This is a genomic window from Micromonospora sp. WMMD1274 (assembly GCF_049179035.1).
GTDB classification, from domain to species: Bacteria; Actinomycetota; Actinomycetes; order Mycobacteriales; family Micromonosporaceae; genus Micromonospora; species Micromonospora tulbaghiae.
The window spans coordinates 6,638,314-6,654,053 of record NZ_JBMHMG010000001.1; the positions used below are offsets into that span (position 1 = coordinate 6,638,314).

The 15,740-nt window shown below is 74.7% G+C and carries 19 protein-coding genes; 11 read left to right on the forward strand and 8 right to left on the reverse strand.

Annotated elements, in window-relative coordinates; genetic code table 11:
* The first annotated feature begins 47 nt into the window (after positions 1 to 47).
* Positions 48 to 842, forward strand: coding sequence for a class I SAM-dependent methyltransferase (locus ACN27D_RS31350; protein ID WP_421500715.1), 795 nt, complete (start codon positions 48 to 50; stop codon positions 840 to 842).
* Here the strand turns inward: ACN27D_RS31350 and ACN27D_RS31355 are convergent, their stop codons facing one another.
* From ACN27D_RS31355 to ACN27D_RS31370, 4 genes are read right to left on the reverse strand one after another with little or no spacing between them, the layout of a single operon-like run.
* Positions 843 to 1,082 (reverse strand): hypothetical protein, encoded by a 240-nt coding sequence (locus ACN27D_RS31355; protein WP_358176902.1) that lies wholly within the window; start codon positions 1,080 to 1,082, stop codon positions 843 to 845.
* The gene (locus ACN27D_RS31360; protein WP_421500716.1) at positions 1,079 to 2,353 is read right to left on the reverse strand and encodes a WXG100 family type VII secretion target; all 1,275 of its coding nucleotides are present in this window, start codon (positions 2,351 to 2,353) and stop codon (positions 1,079 to 1,081) included. Before ACN27D_RS31360 ends, ACN27D_RS31355 begins: the two co-directional genes overlap by 4 nt.
* Positions 2,350 to 2,670, reverse strand: coding sequence for a type VII secretion target (locus tag ACN27D_RS31365; protein ID WP_252452692.1), 321 nt, complete (start codon positions 2,668 to 2,670; stop codon positions 2,350 to 2,352). The genes ACN27D_RS31360 and ACN27D_RS31365 overlap by 4 nt, the downstream gene beginning before the upstream one ends.
* A complete protein-coding gene (locus ACN27D_RS31370) occupies positions 2,657 to 3,058 on the reverse strand; it encodes a YbaB/EbfC family DNA-binding protein (RefSeq protein WP_421500717.1) in 402 nt (133 codons plus the stop codon). The genes ACN27D_RS31365 and ACN27D_RS31370 overlap by 14 nt, the downstream gene beginning before the upstream one ends.
* Positions 3,059 to 3,223: 165 nt before the next feature.
* On the opposite strand from ACN27D_RS31370, the gene ACN27D_RS31375 reads away from it, so the two are divergent.
* From ACN27D_RS31375 to ACN27D_RS31395, 5 genes are read left to right on the forward strand one after another with little or no spacing between them, the layout of a single operon-like run.
* Entirely contained in the window at positions 3,224 to 4,045 is an 822-nt protein-coding gene (locus ACN27D_RS31375; protein ID WP_334463342.1) for a hypothetical protein, read from the forward strand.
* 19 nt (positions 4,046 to 4,064) lie between these two features.
* Entirely contained in the window at positions 4,065 to 4,391 is a 327-nt protein-coding gene (locus ACN27D_RS31380; RefSeq protein ID WP_334463343.1) for a hypothetical protein, read from the forward strand.
* Between the two features lies 1 nt (position 4,392).
* Positions 4,393 to 4,887, forward strand: a complete 495-nt coding sequence (locus ACN27D_RS31385; protein WP_120569992.1) for a hypothetical protein — start codon at positions 4,393 to 4,395, stop codon at positions 4,885 to 4,887.
* Positions 4,888 to 4,915: 28 nt separating this feature from the next.
* Positions 4,916 to 5,365: an EndoU domain-containing protein gene (locus ACN27D_RS31390; RefSeq protein WP_120569991.1), complete on the forward strand. Its 450-nt coding sequence runs from the start codon at positions 4,916 to 4,918 to the stop codon at positions 5,363 to 5,365.
* 2 nt (positions 5,366 to 5,367) lie between these two features.
* Positions 5,368 to 5,781, forward strand: coding sequence for a hypothetical protein (locus tag ACN27D_RS31395; protein WP_334463350.1), 414 nt, complete (start codon positions 5,368 to 5,370; stop codon positions 5,779 to 5,781).
* 6 nt (positions 5,782 to 5,787) lie between these two features.
* Here ACN27D_RS31395 and ACN27D_RS31400 read toward each other — a convergent pair whose 3' ends face one another.
* Together ACN27D_RS31400 and ACN27D_RS31405 are read right to left on the reverse strand one after the other, a co-directional pair.
* Complete coding sequence (locus tag ACN27D_RS31400) at positions 5,788 to 7,155, reverse strand: pyridoxal phosphate-dependent decarboxylase family protein (RefSeq protein ID WP_421500718.1); 1,368 nt, start codon at positions 7,153 to 7,155, stop codon at positions 5,788 to 5,790.
* Between the two features lie 41 nt (positions 7,156 to 7,196).
* Positions 7,197 to 9,164, reverse strand: coding sequence for an AfsR/SARP family transcriptional regulator (locus ACN27D_RS31405; RefSeq protein WP_421500719.1), 1,968 nt, complete (start codon positions 9,162 to 9,164; stop codon positions 7,197 to 7,199).
* A gap of 98 nt (positions 9,165 to 9,262) precedes the next feature.
* Here ACN27D_RS31405 and ACN27D_RS31410 point away from each other — a divergent pair, with 98 nt between their 5' ends.
* Positions 9,263 to 10,141: an alpha/beta fold hydrolase gene (locus tag ACN27D_RS31410; RefSeq protein ID WP_364814107.1), complete on the forward strand. Its 879-nt coding sequence runs from the start codon at positions 9,263 to 9,265 to the stop codon at positions 10,139 to 10,141.
* 50 nt (positions 10,142 to 10,191) lie between these two features.
* Here ACN27D_RS31410 and ACN27D_RS31415 read toward each other — a convergent pair whose 3' ends face one another.
* Positions 10,192 to 11,163, reverse strand: coding sequence for an ABC transporter permease subunit (locus ACN27D_RS31415; RefSeq protein WP_421500720.1), 972 nt, complete (start codon positions 11,161 to 11,163; stop codon positions 10,192 to 10,194).
* A complete protein-coding gene (locus tag ACN27D_RS31420) occupies positions 11,160 to 11,993 on the reverse strand; it encodes an ABC transporter ATP-binding protein (protein ID WP_421500721.1) in 834 nt (277 codons plus the stop codon). The genes ACN27D_RS31415 and ACN27D_RS31420 overlap by 4 nt, the downstream gene beginning before the upstream one ends.
* A 118-nt stretch (positions 11,994 to 12,111) precedes the next feature.
* Here ACN27D_RS31420 and ACN27D_RS31425 point away from each other — a divergent pair, with 118 nt between their 5' ends.
* The 4 genes from ACN27D_RS31425 to ACN27D_RS31440 all read left to right on the forward strand — a co-directional run bounded on the left by ACN27D_RS31425 (position 12,112) and on the right by ACN27D_RS31440 (position 15,721).
* Positions 12,112 to 13,233 (forward strand): sensor histidine kinase, encoded by a 1,122-nt coding sequence (locus ACN27D_RS31425; protein ID WP_421500722.1) that lies wholly within the window; start codon positions 12,112 to 12,114, stop codon positions 13,231 to 13,233.
* Positions 13,233 to 13,880 carry a response regulator gene (locus tag ACN27D_RS31430; protein ID WP_421500723.1) on the forward strand — a complete coding sequence of 216 codons (648 nt, stop codon included), beginning with the start codon at positions 13,233 to 13,235 and terminating at the stop codon, positions 13,878 to 13,880. The genes ACN27D_RS31425 and ACN27D_RS31430 overlap by 1 nt, the downstream gene beginning before the upstream one ends.
* 66 nt (positions 13,881 to 13,946) lie before the next feature.
* The gene (locus ACN27D_RS31435; protein WP_421500724.1) at positions 13,947 to 14,915 is read left to right on the forward strand and encodes an ATP-binding cassette domain-containing protein; all 969 of its coding nucleotides are present in this window, start codon (positions 13,947 to 13,949) and stop codon (positions 14,913 to 14,915) included.
* The gene (locus ACN27D_RS31440; protein ID WP_421500725.1) at positions 14,912 to 15,721 is read left to right on the forward strand and encodes an ABC transporter permease; all 810 of its coding nucleotides are present in this window, start codon (positions 14,912 to 14,914) and stop codon (positions 15,719 to 15,721) included. The genes ACN27D_RS31435 and ACN27D_RS31440 overlap by 4 nt, the downstream gene beginning before the upstream one ends.
* The last annotated feature ends 19 nt before the right edge of the window (positions 15,722 to 15,740 follow it).

Below are 15,740 nucleotides of genomic sequence, written 5' to 3' on the forward strand. Positions count from 1 at the left end.
CCGCACGATGTGGCCGCGGCGGTGGGCCAGCCGGGCAGGCTGCCGGCATGGCGACGGGTTTCGGCGGTGAGGTGGCGACCTACTACGCGCGGCATCGGCGCGGCTATCCGCCCGAGGTGCTCGACGCGCTGGCGGCAGCCTTCCGTCTCGGCGGCGACGACACGGTGGTCGACCTCGGCTGCGGCACCGGTCAGTTGAGCCTCCCGCTCGCCGATCGGGTGGCCGCGGTCATCGGCGTGGATCCGGAACCGGACATGCTGGCGATCGCCCGGCGTGCCGCCCTCGACCAGGGAATCGGCAACGCCACGTGGGTGCTCGGCAGCGACAGGGATGTGCCCGCGTTGTCCCGGCTGCTCGGCGAGCGGACGGTCGGTGCGCTGACCGTCGCCGTCGCCATTCACTTCATGGACCGCGACGCCCTGTTCGCGGCGGCCCGGTCGTTGCTGCGCCCCGGCGGTGGCATCGCCGTCGTCACCAACGGCGAACCCCTGTGGACGCAGGACACCGAGTGGTCGCGCGCGCTGCGCGAATGCCTGGAGCGGATGCTCGGCCACCCCGTCACGGCGAGATGCCAGACCGACGAGGACGGGCGCCGGCGCAGCCGCGAGGCGCTCGTGCGTGCCGGTTATCGGTACGAGGAGACGTCGGTGCGGTACGACGCGCCGCTCACGGTCGACGACATGGTCGGCGGCGTCTTCTCCGCCATGTCCGCCGAAAAGCTGCCGACTGACCAGCAACGCGAACGCTTCTCCGCCGAGCTTCGGGATGCGCTCGGCGGGAGGACCGAGGTGACCGAGACGGTGCGGGTCTGGTCGCAGTGTGGCGTGCGCGACGAAGGCTAGCTAACTCGCGAAGAGCATGCGTTGCGGGAAGTCGCCCCCGGCGCGCCAGGCGTTGACGATTTTCGCGGTGATCGCGCTGGCAGCGGCATTGAAGTCGCCGTCCTCGACTCGCGCCCGCAAGGTCTGCGGGTCGATGACGAGGATGCGGTCGAACCGGTCCTCGAACCCGAACTCGTAACGCACCTCGTCCGCCGGGGCCTCGACCCGGCGGGCGGCGACCATCATGCCCATGTCGCTCATTCTCCAAGTCTCGAATAGTCCTCGTACGTGGGGCCCGGGATCGAGTCTTCCCAATTCGCGATCCGGTTCGCAGCGAGATGAGCTTCCCGGTAGTCGGCGTGCGGGTTGTCAACGTAGTACCGCGACTCCGCCAACTCGTGCTCCAGGAGCTTCAAATCCTCCGGCAACGGATCACCGCGCCGCAGACGTAGCCATGCCTCGGCCATCGGCGCACTCGGGTCGTACCGTTGGCGAACGATCCCACCGGCATAGTCGTCCATCGGGTGCTCCTCGAAGAAGATGTGTCGACGGATCTGCTCGACCTCTGCAGGTGAGAAGCCCCGGGATCCGTCGAGGCGAGGGGCATCAGTGAGATTGCGTGCGACGGCTTCGGCATCCTCGTGTCGGCGGATCGCCTCATAGGCGTCCTTGGCCCAGTTCTCCTGCCGGTCGTAGTCGGACAGATTCCGCGGCCGGCTGGTATGGCCACCATGGATTCCGTCGACAGGTACGTGCGGACTCCCGGGGGTGGAACGGGTTAGCCGGCTCAGCGCCTCGCGGAGCTTGCCGATCAGGTCGCCGAGCCGGCGCATCTCCGGCATCAACCGCCGCAGACTCGCCAGCAGCCCCCGCAGCAACCGCCCGATCCGCGCCGCCCACGACGCCACGGTCGTCGTCACCTGCTCGACCACCAGCGGCGTCGCCAGCCCGGCCGTGGCGACCAGTTCGGCCGCGTACACGATCAGGCGGGACACGCAGGCGGCGATGGCGTCGCGGACCAGCAGCCGCACGGCCGCGACCAGGCCGGCGGCGCCCTCGGTGATCGCGGCCATCGCCTCGGCGCCCTGCGCCAGCCCGGTGACGGCCTGCTGCTGCTCGGCCGCCCAGCGGCGGTAGCCGGTGGCGGCGGCGCCGGTCCAGCCGGCGACCTCGGTACGCACGGCGTGCGACAGCTCGGCGGCGTCCTCGCGCAGCGACGCGGCGACGTTGCGCCAGGTCTGCGCGTGCGCGGTGATCTCGGCGGGGTCGCCGGCGAACCAGTCGAGGGCCTCGCTGAGCGGCTCGACGTGCTCGATGAGCCAGGCGATGCCGTACTGGAGGAGGAGCCCGGCGGGGTCGGACACGAGCGCGAGCGCGTCGAGGCCGGCGCTGACGACGCCGAGGCTGCCGTCGATCCAACTGCCGGTGCGGACGCCCTGAGCGATGAGTTCGATGTCCTCGCAGATCCATACGCCGGCCCAGGGACTCGGTCCGGAGTCCGCCGCGGCGGCGACCAGCGGGTTCGTGGTCACCGCCGCTGCCGTACCCGGTCGAGCAGGTCGGCGGCGTGCGCGTCGGACGCGCGGTAGCGCTCGGCGCTCGACCGCAGCCTCCCGGCGGTGTCCCGGACCGAGGCGGCGGCGGTGCCGATGCCGTCGGTCAGGGTCCGTTGGAGGCCGTCGAGCAGGACCGGCATGATCGCGCAGAGCTGCCCGTACGCGTCGGCGCTGAGCCGGACGTGCTGCCCGGCCTGCCGCGCGGTGTCGATGCTGTCGGCGCAGCGGCCGAGGTGGGCGGCGTGTGCGGTCAGGTCGTCCGGGTCGACCCGGAGGCCGTCACCGGCCGGCATCCGGCGTGCCCGGGTCGGGGTCGAGACGCCGCTGGTGGTTGTCGACGATGGCCCGCGCGGCCGGGTCGTCCGCGCCGAGGGCGTCGGTGGTCGCATCGGTGAGCCGCCGCAGCAGGTCGGCCCGGGCGTCCCGGGTGACCGTCAGGATCTGCCGGGCGGTGTGTGCGGCGGAGTGCTGCCGGACGCGCTCGTCCAGGCGCAGATCCGCCAGCAGCCCGTTCGCGTCGAGGGTGACATCGATCAACCCGTCGGCGGTGCGGGCGGTGCCGGTGAGCGCCTGTGTGCGGGCGGACAGGTCGCGGGCGCGTTCCGCCCGTTCGGCCAGCGACGACTCCCATTCGTCGAGCCGTCGTGCCGCCGCGTCCAGCGCGGCCTCGTCCGCCCACATGACGACCCTCCCCAGAGGACTGCGGTCACCGGCACGGTAGCAACCCGTCGCGCTGCGTGTGGGCCCCGTGACGTCACCGCGACAAGCGCGCTCCCCTGTGGAGGGACGTCCCGGCGAGCCGGGCGTTGCTAGGGTCTGGTTTGACCGTGACGGGGAGGCAACGGGATGACACAGGACGCCACGGCCGACGACTACGCGGCGCGCGTCTCCGGCTATCGCGAGGAGCTGGCGGCCCTGCGCGCCGGCGGGCCTGCCGCCGGCGTCACCGCCGAGGCGCACGGCCGCGCCGCCGACGGCCAGGTCGAGGTGACGGCGGAGGACGGGCGGCTGCGCTCGGTGGAGCTGGCGGCGCCGTTGATGCGGCTGTCCGAGGACGAGCTGGGCCGCCTGGTCGAGCAGGCGGTGAACGGCGCGCTGACCGCGTCGCGCAGCAGCCTGGCGAGCAGCGAACCCGCGCCCGACCTGCCCGCGCTGGCCGGAAGCCTCGGGGCCGTCCTCGCCGAGAGCGAGTCGGCGATGCGCCGTCTCCACGGCGCGATCGCCGAGGCCGTCGCCAAGGCCGGTCCGGCGACCGGGCTCGGCGGGGATCTCCCGGCGAACGGGCCGGCGGACCTCCTGCACCAGGTCATGGGCGTGCTGGGCGCGGCGACCGGCGCGACGGCCGACGACGGCGGGGCCGAGCGGTGGAGCGGGTCCGATGACGCCGGGACCGTCCGCGCGGAGGTCGACGGCACGGCCCGGCTGACCCGGCTGGAGGTCACCCGCCCGCCCCGCCGGCTGTCCTCGGCGGAGCTCGGCGAGTCGGTGGTGGTCGCGGTCAACCGCGCGCTGGAGCAGATCCCTCAGGCGGCGGCGCCGCAGGGGCTCGGCTCGGCCGCGCTCGACGCGCGGCTGCGCGAGCTGCAGGAGGCCAGCGTCCGCCAGATGTCCGCGCTCACCGGCGCGCTGACCGGCGTGATGCAGACCATCCGGGAACCGGGACGATGACCGACGGAGGGGAGCGCTGATGGCCCGCGAGATCGAGATCGATCCCGAGTCGATCATCGGTGCGGGTGACGACATCGTCGCCTCGGCGCAGCGTATGCGTACCGCACTGTCCGCGTTCGACGCCGAGCTGGCGGCCTTCGGCACGCCGTGGGGCAACGACGACCTCGGCTCGCTCATCGGGATGGTGTACGAGACGATCCGCGACCTGGCGCTGGAGAGCTACGACGCGAACCTCGTCGAGATCGAGGACATCGGCAAGCTGAGCCGGGTGATGGGCCTCAACTACCAGGAGACCGAACGCATGATCACCGAGAGCCTCGGCCGCTTCCGTGAGGTGCTCGGCTGACATGGGAATGACCCTGCCCGGAGAACTGGTGTCCCTGCTCGGCATGCTCGGCTACACCTGGCCGGAGGCGGACGAGACGAAGCTGCTGGAGATGGGCCAGGCGTGGCTCGCCTTCCCGGACCGGCTCCGTGCTCCGGTGGCCGACGCCGACCGGTCGGCGCAGCAGATGTGGACCCAGAACCGCGACGACGCCATCGAACGTTTCCAGACGAGCTGGCAGGCGGCCGACTCGGCGAAGACCAACCTGGACGACGGGGCCTCCGCGGCGGCGCTCATCGGGACCGGGCTCATGGTGTGCGCCGGGATCGTCCTGGCGTTGAAGATCAACGTGATTGTGCAGCTGACGCTCCTGGCCATCCAGATCGCACAGGCGGTCGCCACGGCGGTGGTCACCTTCGGTGCCTCACTGCTGGAGATCCCGATCTTCAAGCTCATCACCGGTGTCCTCATCGACCAGTTGCTGAACATGGCGACCGAAGCGGTGCTCGGTGGGTAGGCGGGGAAAGGCCGGTCTCTTCACGCCGGTGGAGAAGTGGCTCCGGGCCCGGATGCGGCACCGCCGCTACGCGCACATCTTCCGCGGTCACGTGAACACCAACGCCAATCCGCCCCGGGGTACCGGCTTCCACCACCGGTTCATGGGGGAGAACCCGCCGGGTGCCCGGGTCCGCGTCGACGCGGACGGCCGCGAGATGATCCTCGAACGGCACGCCGACGGCACGTACCGCGCCCGCGTCGACGTGCAGGACGACGGCGGCGTCTGGCGTCAGAAGCGCGGTTCGAGCACCTTCTTCCCGGACAACTGGACGCCGCAGCGGGTCGACGAGACGATCGAGGGCGCGTTCCGGTCCGGCGGCCCGCACCCGGACGACCCGAACAAGTGGCAGGGGAGGGCCAACGGGCTGCTCGTCGAGGGCTTCTACAATCCTGGTGGCACGACGTGGTACTCGGCTTGGCCGGTGGGGGGACGCTAGCTGTGGGTGACATCCAGTTCGGGCGCAATCAGAACGGCGCGCCCACCATGACCAGCGGCGACGCGCGTTTCCGCCCGTTCGCCTCCCAGCTCGTCAGCGACATCCAGACCTACGCCCCGGACTGCCTCGAGCTGCTGCAGTGCATCGACGACGTGATGTCCGGGCGCTCGGACTACGAGGAGTACGAGGGCAACTCCGCGGTGGTGCGCTGCACGCCGACCGGCGTCAACGTGGACAGCCTCGGACCGGTGCCGTCGGGGGCGTCGTACACGGTCGACGAGGCCCGCACGGTGATCCTCGCGTACTTCGACTTCCTCGCGCCTACGCCTGCGGAGAAGAAGCGCCACCTCGCCACCTGGGAGCGCGAGCACGGCGGCCCGTTCCCCGGGCGGCACCTGCTGCGTCTGCCCGGCTGACGCCGCTCAGCGGGCCAGCCGGGCGATCGCCGCCACCGACCGGTCCACGTCGGCCTCCGTCGTGGTCGCGTTCGACACCGAGATCCGCATCAGCCGCCGGCCCCGCCACGTCGTCCCGCCCGCCCAGCACGTCCCGTCGGCCTGCACGGCGGCCACCACCCGGTCGGTGCGCGCGTCGTCGCCGAACCCGACGAGCACCTGGTTGAGCACGACGTCGTTCGCCACCTCGAACCCGGCGGCGGTCAGCCCGTCGGCGAACCGCCGGGCCAGCGCGCAACACCGCTCGACAAGGGCGGCGACGCCGTCGCGGCCCAGCTCCCGCAGACCGGCCCAGACCGCGAACCCACGGGCGCGGCGGGAGGACTCCGCGGTCAGGTCCGCGCCCGCGGGCACCCCGCCGGAACCCACGAGGTACGCGGCCGTGTACGACATGGCCGCCGCGTGCACGTCGGGCCGGGCGCAGAACGCGAACGCGGTGTCGTACGGCACGTTCAGCCACTTGTGGCCGTCGCAGGCCCACGAGTCGGCCGCCTCCAGCCCGTCCACCAGGTGCAGGGTGGCCGGACTGGCGGCCGCCCACAGCCCGAACGCGCCGTCCACGTGCGCCCAGCCGCCGTACCGGTGGACCAGGTCGCAGGCGCGGCGCAGGTCGTCGCACGCGCCGGTGTTCACGTTGCCCGCCTGCAGGCAGACGATCGTCGGTCCGGGACCGGCGTCGCGCAGCGCCGCCGCCAGCGCGTGCGGGTCGATGGCGCCCTGCGGGCCGGTCGGCACCGGGCGCAGCGCGTCGGTGCCGAGGCCGAGCAGCCGCAGCGACCTGTCGATGGTGGCGTGCCGTTCGGCGCCGGCGAACACGCGGACCGCCGGTGCGCCGTGCAGCCCGCGTCGTTCCACGTCCCAGCCGGCGGCGGCGAGCACCTGGTGGCGGGCGGCGGCGAGTCCGGCGGTGTTCGCGGCCTGCCCGCCGGTGACGAACCCGGCCGACGCGGTCGCCGGGATGCCGAGCAGCTCCTTGAGCCAGGTGCCGGCGGCCGTCTCGGCGGCCACCGCGGCGGGGGAGGTGACGGCGTTGAACGCGTTCTGGTCCCACCCGGCGGCCAGCATGTCGGCGGCGGTGGCGGCCGGCGAGGCGCCGCCGATGACGAAGCCGAAGTAGCGCGGCCCGGCGGTGGCCACGAGTCCCGGTTCGGCGGCGGCCACCAGCTCCGCGAGCACCTGTTCGGGCGGGGTGGGCGCGTCCGGCAGCGGGCCGGCGAACGCCCGGGTCAGCGCGGCCTGGTCCACGGGTACGCCGACCGGCCGGTCCGGCAGTGACAGCCGGTAGCCGGCCGCGTGGTCGGCGGCGCGCCGGAACAGGTGCCTCAGCTCGTCCATCGCCGCACCCTAGCCGAGGACACGTTCCTTGCGAGCCGCCCTCATGAACCGTCCTGGCCGTCGGACACGCCGAGTGCGGCGTCGAGGCGGTCCAGGTGCGCGGCGACCGGCCCGGCGGTGAGCAGGCCGCTGCCGGCCCCGGTCAGCTCCGCCGCCGCCGGGGCGAGCGCGTCCCGCGCCTGGAGCATCGCGTTCCGATCACCCAGCGCTACGGCGGCGCGGCCGGTCAGGCACCACAGCGCCTCCAGCAGCAGGTCACGCGGTGGCGCCGGGGTGCGGCGCAACGCCGTGGCGGCCTCCTTCCGGCGGCCGTCGGCGAGCAGGAGCAGCGGGCGGGCCCAGGGCGCGTACGGGCCCCAGTCGGTGTCGTCGGGGAAGGCGGCGGGCAGGTCGTGCCACACCCGCAGGCAGAGCAGGGCCAGCGGCAGCAGCCCGCGTTCCACACCCGGCATTCCGCAGCCGGCCAGCGCGGTCGCCCACGACCGGTACGCGGCCTCCGCCTGCGGATACGCGGCGCCGGTGGCGGCGGTCCGCATGGCCCGGTAGCCGCCGGTGAACACGCCGACGAGCGGGCTCTCGTGCCGGGCGGCGAGCCGGTCCGCCGCGTCGGCGTGCGCGTCGGCGGCGGTGAAGTCGGCGAGCGCGCCGCGCGCCTGCACCCGGATCAGGTGCCCGAGGATCTCGGCTGTGGCCAGGCCGTGCCGGGCGGCGAGCGCGACCAGTTCGGCGCCGATCGCGTCCCGCTCGGCGGCCAGCCCGGCCCGGTGGAACGTCTGCATGTACACGCCGTTGAGCGCCTGCGCCAGCAGCGCCGGGTCGGCCACCCGGCGGGCGATCGCCTCCGCCTCCCGCGCCGCCTGCGCCGGTCCGGGCGACGCCGTACCGCGGGACTCGATGGCGACGGTGGCCAGCAGCCGGGCGCGGGTCGCCTCGGGCGCGTCCGGGCCCAGCCCGGCCAGCGCCCGCTGCGCCGCCGCGACCACCCGGGCGGCCTGCGCCGGGTCGTCCGAGCGGGTCCAGATCGCCGGTACGTCGTATCCGCCGATCACCCGCGCGGTGAACTCCGGGTCGCCCAGGTGCTCGGCCGCGGTGATGGCCGCCTCACGCTGGTCCCGGGCGGCCTCCAGTCCGCCCGGCCCGGTGACGGCGAGGCTGCGCAGCATTCCGACCGTCGACTCCAGCCGGGCCCGCGCGCCGGGCACCACACTGCGCTCGTACGCGGCGGCGGTCTCCGCCCAGACCCGCGCCGGACCGGTCGGTTCGGGTTCGGCCTGGCGCAGCAGGTCGGTCTCCAGCCGCCGCAGCCGCGGTCCCGGGTCGAGGCCGAGCTGGTCGCGCAGCAGTTCCCGGGCCCGGCGCAGCACGGCGAGCGCGTCGGCCTGCCGTCCGGCCCGGTAGAGCGCCGACGCCAGCAGCGCCCACCCCTCTTCCCGCCACGGGTACGCCGCGACGTGGGCGTCGAGATCGGGTACGGCGTCGGCGGCCCGGTCCAGCGCCAGCAGCGCTTCGGCCCGGCGCTCCACGGCGGTGAGCCGGATCTGGTCGAGCCGGGACCGTTCGGCGTGTGCCCACGGCTGGTCGAAGTCGGCGTACGCGGGTCCGCGCCACCAGCTCAGCGCCTCGTCGAGCCGGTCGAGCGCGGCCCGGGGCGGCGTGTCGGCCGCTGCGGTGACGGTGTCCTCGAACCGCCAGGCGTCGACGGTGTCCGGTTCGGCGCGCAGCGCGTACCCCGGTCCGTCGGTGACCAGCAGCCGGGCCGGCTCGCGTGGCGGACGGTGCGGTTCCAGGCGGCGGCGCAGCGCCGCGACGAACGTGCGGACGGCGCCCACCGCGCCGGCCGGCGGGTCGTCCCACAGGTCGTCGACGATCTGCCCGACCGGCACGGTCCGGCCCCGGGCGGCGACCAGCCGCGCCAGCACGGCCCGGTGCCGGGGCCCCTTGAGGTCGACCGGCGCACCGGCGTCGTCCCAGGCCGTCACCGGACCCAGCACACCGAAACCGACAGGCACCGACCCTCCTCGACCAGGGGTCACCGTATCGCGCTCATCGGTTGCTCATCCGGCGCCGCCACGCTGGACCGGTACGACGAGACGAAAGAGGGATCGAGATGAGCACCGCCATCGCGGGATTCGACTACCAGCGCGTTCCGGTCGCCGAGGGCGTGACGCTGAACGTGGCAGTGGGTGGCTCGGGCAGCCCGGTCGTGCTGCTGCACGGCTTCCCGCAGACCCACCTGATGTGGCGGCACGTCGCCGCCGACCTGGCCGGCGAGCACACGGTGATCTGCCCGGACCTGCGCGGCTACGGCGCCAGCGACAAGCCGGCCGCCGCCACCGAGGACACGTACAGCAAGCGGACCATGGCCGCCGACGTGGTGGCGGTGGCCCGCGCGCTCGGCCACGAGCGGTTCGCGCTCGCCGGGCACGACCGGGGCGCCCTGGTCGCGGTCCGGGCCGGTCTGGACCACCCGGACACCGTCACCCACCTGGCGTCGCTGGACGTGCTGCCCACCCTCGACATGTGGGACGTGCTGCACGGCGTGTCCGCGTCGGTGGCGTTCCACCTCTACCTGATGGCCCAGCCGCCCGGCCTGCCCGAGAGGATGATCGCGGGCAGCGCCGACGCGTTCTTCGGGCACTTCCTCGACGCCTGGGCCGGTGACCCGGCGGCCATGCCGGCCGAGGTGCGTGCCGAGTACCTGCGGGCCTCCCGGGAGGCGGTCGACTCGATCGTCGCGGACTACCGGGCGTCGGCCGGGATCGACGTGGCGCACGACCGGGCGGACCGGGACGCCGGGCGACGGCTGGCCATGCCGGTCACCGTCATCCAGCAGGACTGGGGCGCAGCGCTCGGCTACGACGCGGCGGCGGTGTGGCGGGCGTGGGCCCCGGACCTGGAGCACCGCACCACCACGGCCGGGCACTTCATGGCCGAGGAGGCGCCGGGCGAGATCGCCGAGGCGCTGCGTGCGCTGCTGAAGCGCTAGGTACGGCGGTCCGGGCGCGCGTGGCGCCCGGACCGTCCGCCCCCGTCCGCTCAGCCGGCCCGTCTCCGGACGTGCCACAGGCCGAACGCCGCCAGCAGACCGGCCGCGCCGAGGTGCAGCGCCAGCTCGATCCACTGGAACGCCCAGAACCGGCGGTTCGGCTGGTAGGCCAGGTCCACGTGCAGGTCGAGCTTGCCGAGGCAGACCGCCGTGTCGCCGAACGTGCCGCTGGCGCCGGTGCGCGGCGGGTCACGGAAACAGGTGCCGAACGCCTCGTCGGAGAGCTGCCGCCCGTCGGCGGTCCGCAGCGGGCTGATGTCGGTGACCCACGCGCCCGGCACGTCCAGCCCGCCGACGACCGGCGAGCCGGTGATGCTGCCCAGGTTGCAGGCCCGGTTGACCGCCTCCGCGGTCATCGGCACGGTGACCCGCTCCGGCGGCAGGTAGTGCGGGCGCAGCAGGTTCGGCACCGCGAGCTGCACCACGACCACGGCCAGGAACACTACTGCCATGGCCGGCAGGGTGCGGCGCAGCACCAGCCCGGCCACCACGCCGAGGACGAGGCCGAACACGGCGTACCCGACCGGCGCGATGCCGCGCGCGCCGAACAGCACGGTGCTGAACCGGTCGCCGGCGACCCGGTCGACGGGCGCGGCCGCCCAGGTCAGCAGCGCGCCGAGCACACCGGCGACGAGCGCGGCGGCCACCGACAGCACCGCCAGCTTGACCGCCAGCCAGCGGCGGCGCGGCACGCTCTGGTTCCACACCAGCCGGTGCGTGCCCTGCTCCAGTTCCCGGGCCACCAGCGGCGCGCCCCAGAACGCGCCGATCAGCGCGGGTACCAGCGCGAACCCGCCGGCGAGGAACAGCATCGTCTGCGCGTACCGGTCGGGCAGCCGGGCCGGATCGGGCACGGCCCGGATGTCCGCGCCGAGACGCAGCAGGTAGGCGCCGGCCAGCATCAGTGCGACGACGCCGACGAGCGCCGGAAGGCGGAACTGCCGCAGCGTCATCCGGATCATCGGGTCACCGCCGGGCGGGCGGCGGCCCGGGACAGGTACGCCAGGACCAGCTCCTCCAGCGTGACCGGCGTGCCGTCGCGTACCGCCGGGCCCCGGACCACGGCGCGGCCGGGCTCGGCCCAGACCACCTCGGCCCCGGCGGGCGCGGCGGCGGTCTTGCGGTGCGTGGCGAGCAGGTCCGGGACCGGGCCGGCCACCTGAACCCGGGCGGCGCAGAGCACGACCAGGTGGTCGCAGACCTGCGCCACGTCGCCGAGCAGGTGCGAGGAGAGCACCGCCCCGGCGCCGAGTTCCCGCACGAAGCCGGCCAGCCCGTGCATGAACTCGCGGCGCGCGAGGGGGTCCAGCGCGGCGGCCGGCTCGTCGAGGATCAGCAGTTCGGGGCGCTTCGCGGCGGCCAGCGCGAGGGCCAGTTGCGCGCGCTGGCCGCCGGAGAGCCGGCCCGCCTTCTGCGCCGGGTCGAGGCCGACCTCGTCGACGCGCCGCCGGGCCAGCGCCGCGTCCCAGGACGGGTTCAGCCAGGCGCCCATCCGCAGGTGCTCGGCCACGGTGAGGGAGGCGTACACCGGCGTGTCCTGGGCGACGAAGCCGACTCGGGCCAGGTGCGCGGCGTCGGCGGCCGGCGGCGAGCCGAGCACCGTCAGCGAACCCGAGGTGGGCGCGATCAGCCCGCAGGCCAGTTGCAGCAGCGTGGACTTTCCGGCGCCGTTGGGGCCGACCAGGCCGACCACGTGCCCGCGCGGAACGCTCAGGTCGCAGTCGGCAAGCGCGGTGCGGCGGCCGTACCGTTTGGTCAGCCGCTCGGCGTGCAGGGCGAGTGGTGGATGCATGCGGCTCATCCTGGGCACGCCGGGACCGGCGGGCATCGGTCCGGAGCAGGGTCCGGCGCGCGGCGGCCCCTACTTTCGGCCGGTCCGCTGCGGCCCGCGATCTCCTAGCGTGCTGGGCATGGCTACCGAACGGCTCACCCGGGTGGCGGCGACGGCGGGGCTCGCCGTGGTGCTGCTCGCCGCGATCGGCGTCCAGGCGGTCGCGATCGCCGCGAGCTGGGGACTGCGGTACTGGTTCGCCGGCGGCACGGCCGCCGTCGTGGTCGGCGCGCTCGCTCTGGTACGCCACCGGCAGCGCGTCGTCACGGCCGTCGCCGGACTCGTCGTCGCCGGGTCGGCAGTCGCCGCGGCCCGGCTGTTCGACCTGCCCACCGAGCCGGGGCCCGCGCTGGCGCTGGCGTCGGCCGTCCTGGTCGGATCGGCGGTACGCGCGCTGCCGCCGCCGCCCGCCGGGCTGATCGCCGCCGGTGGGCTCGTGGTGGCGGCCGGGGCGTGGCCGGCCGCCCGGCCGGGGGCGGGCGGGTCCGGGGTGGTGGCGCTCAACGCCCTGTGCTGGCTCGGCGGGGTCGCCGCCGGGCTCACGTTGCGGCTGCTCGACGAGCGGGCGAAGGTCACCGCCGAGCGGGTACGCCGCGACGAGCGGCTGGAGCTGGCCCGGGAACTGCACGACGTGGTGGCCCACCACGTCACCGGCATGGTGGTGCAGGCGCAGGCCGCCCACCTGGTCGGGCGCCGGGATCCGGCGCGCGCCACGGAGTCGCTGGCCGGCATCGAGGCGGCCGGCGGCGAGGCGATGCGGGCCATGCGCCGCCTGGTCGGGCTGCTGCGGGACACCGCTGACGCACCCCCGGCCTCGGCCGGCACGGAGCAGATCGAGGAACTGGTCGAGCGGTTCCGCCGGCAGGGCCCGCCGGTGCGGCTGCGGCTGCCGGAACAGACGGCCTGGCCGCCGGAGGTCACCAGCACCGTGCACCGGATCGTCCGGGAGGCGCTGACGAACGTGGCGCGCCACGCGCCGCACGCCGCCCAGGTCACTGTGGACGTGGCGCGGGAGCCGGACGCCGTGGTGGTCGAGGTGACCGACGACGCGTCCGGCGCGCCCGCCGGGTCCCGGGACGGATACGGCCTGATCGGCCTGCGTGAGCGGGTCGAGGCCCTCGGCGGCTCGCTGCGCGCCGGTCCCCGCCCGGACGGCGCCGGGTGGTCGGTGCGGGCGGTAGTGCCGAACGGGAGGGCGTGATGACGATCCGGGTGCTGCTCGCCGACGACCAGGCGATGGTCCGCGGCGGGCTGCGGCTGATCCTGGAGGACCAGCCGGACATCTCGGTGGTGGCCGAGGCGGCCGACGGCGTCGACGCGGTCGCCCAGGCCCGCCGGCTGCGCCCCGACGTCTGCCTGGTGGACATCCGGATGCCGCGGCTCGACGGTCTCCAGGTGACCCGGGCGCTCGCCGGGCCCGGGGTGGCCGACCCGCTGCGCGTCGTCGTGGTCACCACGTTCGACCTGGACGAGTACGTCTACGGCGCGCTGCGCGGGGGAGCGGCCGGGTTCCTGCTCAAGGACGCCGGACCGGCGCTGCTGGTGGAGGCGGTGCGGGCGGCGTACCAGGGCGACGCGCTCGTGTCCCCGTCGGTGACGGTCCGGCTGCTGCGTCACCTGACCCCGCCTGCGCCGCCGCGTGACGAGCACCGCCCGGCGCTGTCGGAGCGGGAGGTCGAGGTGGTACGCGAGATCGCCCGGGGCCGGACGAACCTGGAGATCGGCGCGGAGCTGTTCATCTCGCTGAGCACCGTCAAGAGCCACGTCTCCGCGGTGCAGACGAAGCTCGGCCTGCGCAACCGTACCGAGATCGCGGTCTGGGCGTGGGAGCACCGCATCGTCGACTGAAATCATTGGCGGACGCCCTACCGTACGTTGTACGTTAGTGCCCTCGTCGACGGAGGGGGCACAGACGTGGAACACGCGATCCTCGCGGAGGGCCTGCGCAAGCGGTACGGGGACACGGTCGCGCTGGACGGATTCGACCTGCGGGTGCCACCCGGCACCGTGTGCGGGCTGCTCGGCCCGAACGGCGCCGGCAAGACCACAGCCGTCCGCATCCTGGCCACGCTGCTGCGCTTCGACGCCGGGCGGGCCGAGGTCGCCGGCTTCGACGTGGCGGACCAGGCCGACCGGGTACGCCACCGCATCGGCCTGGTCGGGCAGCACCCGGCCGTGGACGAGGCACTGAGCGGGCGGGAGAACCTGGTCATCTTCGGCCGCCTGTTCCACCTGGACCGGGCCGGGGCGAGACGGCGCGCCGACGAACTGCTCGACCGGTTCGGGCTCGCCGACGCCGGCGGGCGGCCGGTACGCATGTACTCCGGTGGCATGCGCCGCCGGCTCGACCTGGCCGCCGGCATGATCCTCGCGCCGTCGGTGCTGTTCCTCGACGAGCCGACCACCGCGCTCGACCCGCGCGGGCGCAACGAGGTGTGGGAGGCGGTACGCGACCTGGTACGCGCCGGCACCACGGTGCTGCTCACCACGCAGTACCTGGACGAGGCCGACCAACTCGCCGACCGCGTCTGCGTGCTCGACGCCGGCCGGGTGATCGCCGAGGGCACCCCGGACGCACTGAAGTCCCGCCTCGGCGGCGACCGGATCGAACTGGTCGTCCGCGACGTCGCCGACCTCGCCACCGCCGCCGGACGGCTGCGCGCGGTCGCCCACGCCGAACCGGCGGTCGACCCGGACCGGCGGGCGGTCAGCGCCCAGGTCGGCGACCGGGCCGGCGCGCTGACCGAGGTGCTGCGCGCACTCGACGCCGACGGCGTCGGCGTGGCCGACGTGGCGCTGCGGCGACCCACACTGGACGAGGTGTTCCTCCAGCTCACCGGCGCGCCGTCCGCCGCCCGTACCGGCGTGGAGGTGACCGCGTGACCGCGACGGTGACCCCGGCCCGGCGCCCGTCCCTGGCCGGTGACGGCCTGACGCTCACCGGGCGCGCGCTGGCGCACTGGCGGCGCGAGCCCGGCCCGCTGATCGGCTCGCTGGGCTTCGACATCCTGATGGTGCTGATGTTCGCGTACCTGTTCGGCGGCGCGCTCCAGGTGCCCGGCGGCGGCAGCTACCGCGAGTTCCTGATGCCGGGCATGTTCGCCATGACCATGGTCTTCGGCATCAGCATGACCACCATGGCGGTCTCGGCGGACCTGGACCGCGGCGTCACCGACCGGCTGCGGTCCATGCCGGTGTCCCGGTTGGCCCCGCTGCTCGGCCGCGCGGCCGCCGACCTGATGTTCGCGGTGGTGACGCTCGCGGTCATGCTGGGTGTCGGCCTGGCGGTCGGGTGGCGGGCGCGCGGCGACCTCGGCGACACGCTCGGCGCGCTCGGGCTGATCCTGCTGCTGCGGTTCGCGCTGGTCTGGGTGGGCATCTTCCTCGGCCTGACCGTGAAGGGGCAGAGCGCGGTCACCGCCGTGCAGACGCTGGAGTTCCCGCTCGGCTTCCTGTCCAGCGCGTTCGTGGCGCCGTCCACCATGCCCGCATGGCTGGGCGCGGTCGCCGAGTGGAACCCGCTGTCCGCGACCGTCGGGGCCACCCGGGAGCTGTTCGGCAACCCCGGCTGGGGCGGCGACTCGTGGGTGGCCGCACACCACCCGCTGCTGGCGGTGCTGTGGCCGCTGGTGCTCGTCGCGGTGTTCCTGCCGCTGTCGCTGCGCCGCTACCGGGCGCTGAGCCGCTGAGCCGGACCCCGGGGGGCGG

Excerpts from the sequence above, each read along its gene's own strand:
- ACN27D_RS31350 (WP_421500715.1), top strand. The coding sequence starts at position 48 with ATGGCGACGGGTTTCGGCGGTGAGGTGGCGACCTACTACGCGCGGCAT.
- ACN27D_RS31355 (WP_358176902.1), bottom strand. The coding sequence starts at position 1,082 with ATGAGCGACATGGGCATGATGGTCGCCGCCCGCCGGGTCGAGGCCCCG.
- ACN27D_RS31365 (WP_252452692.1), bottom strand. The coding sequence starts at position 2,670 with ATGCCGGCCGGTGACGGCCTCCGGGTCGACCCGGACGACCTGACCGCA.
- ACN27D_RS31370 (WP_421500717.1), bottom strand. The coding sequence starts at position 3,058 with ATGTGGGCGGACGAGGCCGCGCTGGACGCGGCGGCACGACGGCTCGAC.
- ACN27D_RS31375 (WP_334463342.1), top strand. The coding sequence starts at position 3,224 with ATGACACAGGACGCCACGGCCGACGACTACGCGGCGCGCGTCTCCGGC.
- ACN27D_RS31380 (WP_334463343.1), top strand. The coding sequence starts at position 4,065 with ATGGCCCGCGAGATCGAGATCGATCCCGAGTCGATCATCGGTGCGGGT.
- ACN27D_RS31385 (WP_120569992.1), top strand. The coding sequence starts at position 4,393 with ATGGGAATGACCCTGCCCGGAGAACTGGTGTCCCTGCTCGGCATGCTC.
- ACN27D_RS31400 (WP_421500718.1), bottom strand. The coding sequence starts at position 7,155 with ATGGACGAGCTGAGGCACCTGTTCCGGCGCGCCGCCGACCACGCGGCC.
- ACN27D_RS31410 (WP_364814107.1), top strand. The coding sequence starts at position 9,263 with ATGAGCACCGCCATCGCGGGATTCGACTACCAGCGCGTTCCGGTCGCC.
- ACN27D_RS31415 (WP_421500720.1), bottom strand. The coding sequence starts at position 11,163 with ATGATCCGGATGACGCTGCGGCAGTTCCGCCTTCCGGCGCTCGTCGGC.
- ACN27D_RS31420 (WP_421500721.1), bottom strand. The coding sequence starts at position 11,993 with ATGCATCCACCACTCGCCCTGCACGCCGAGCGGCTGACCAAACGGTAC.
- ACN27D_RS31425 (WP_421500722.1), top strand. The coding sequence starts at position 12,112 with ATGGCTACCGAACGGCTCACCCGGGTGGCGGCGACGGCGGGGCTCGCC.
- ACN27D_RS31430 (WP_421500723.1), top strand. The coding sequence starts at position 13,233 with ATGACGATCCGGGTGCTGCTCGCCGACGACCAGGCGATGGTCCGCGGC.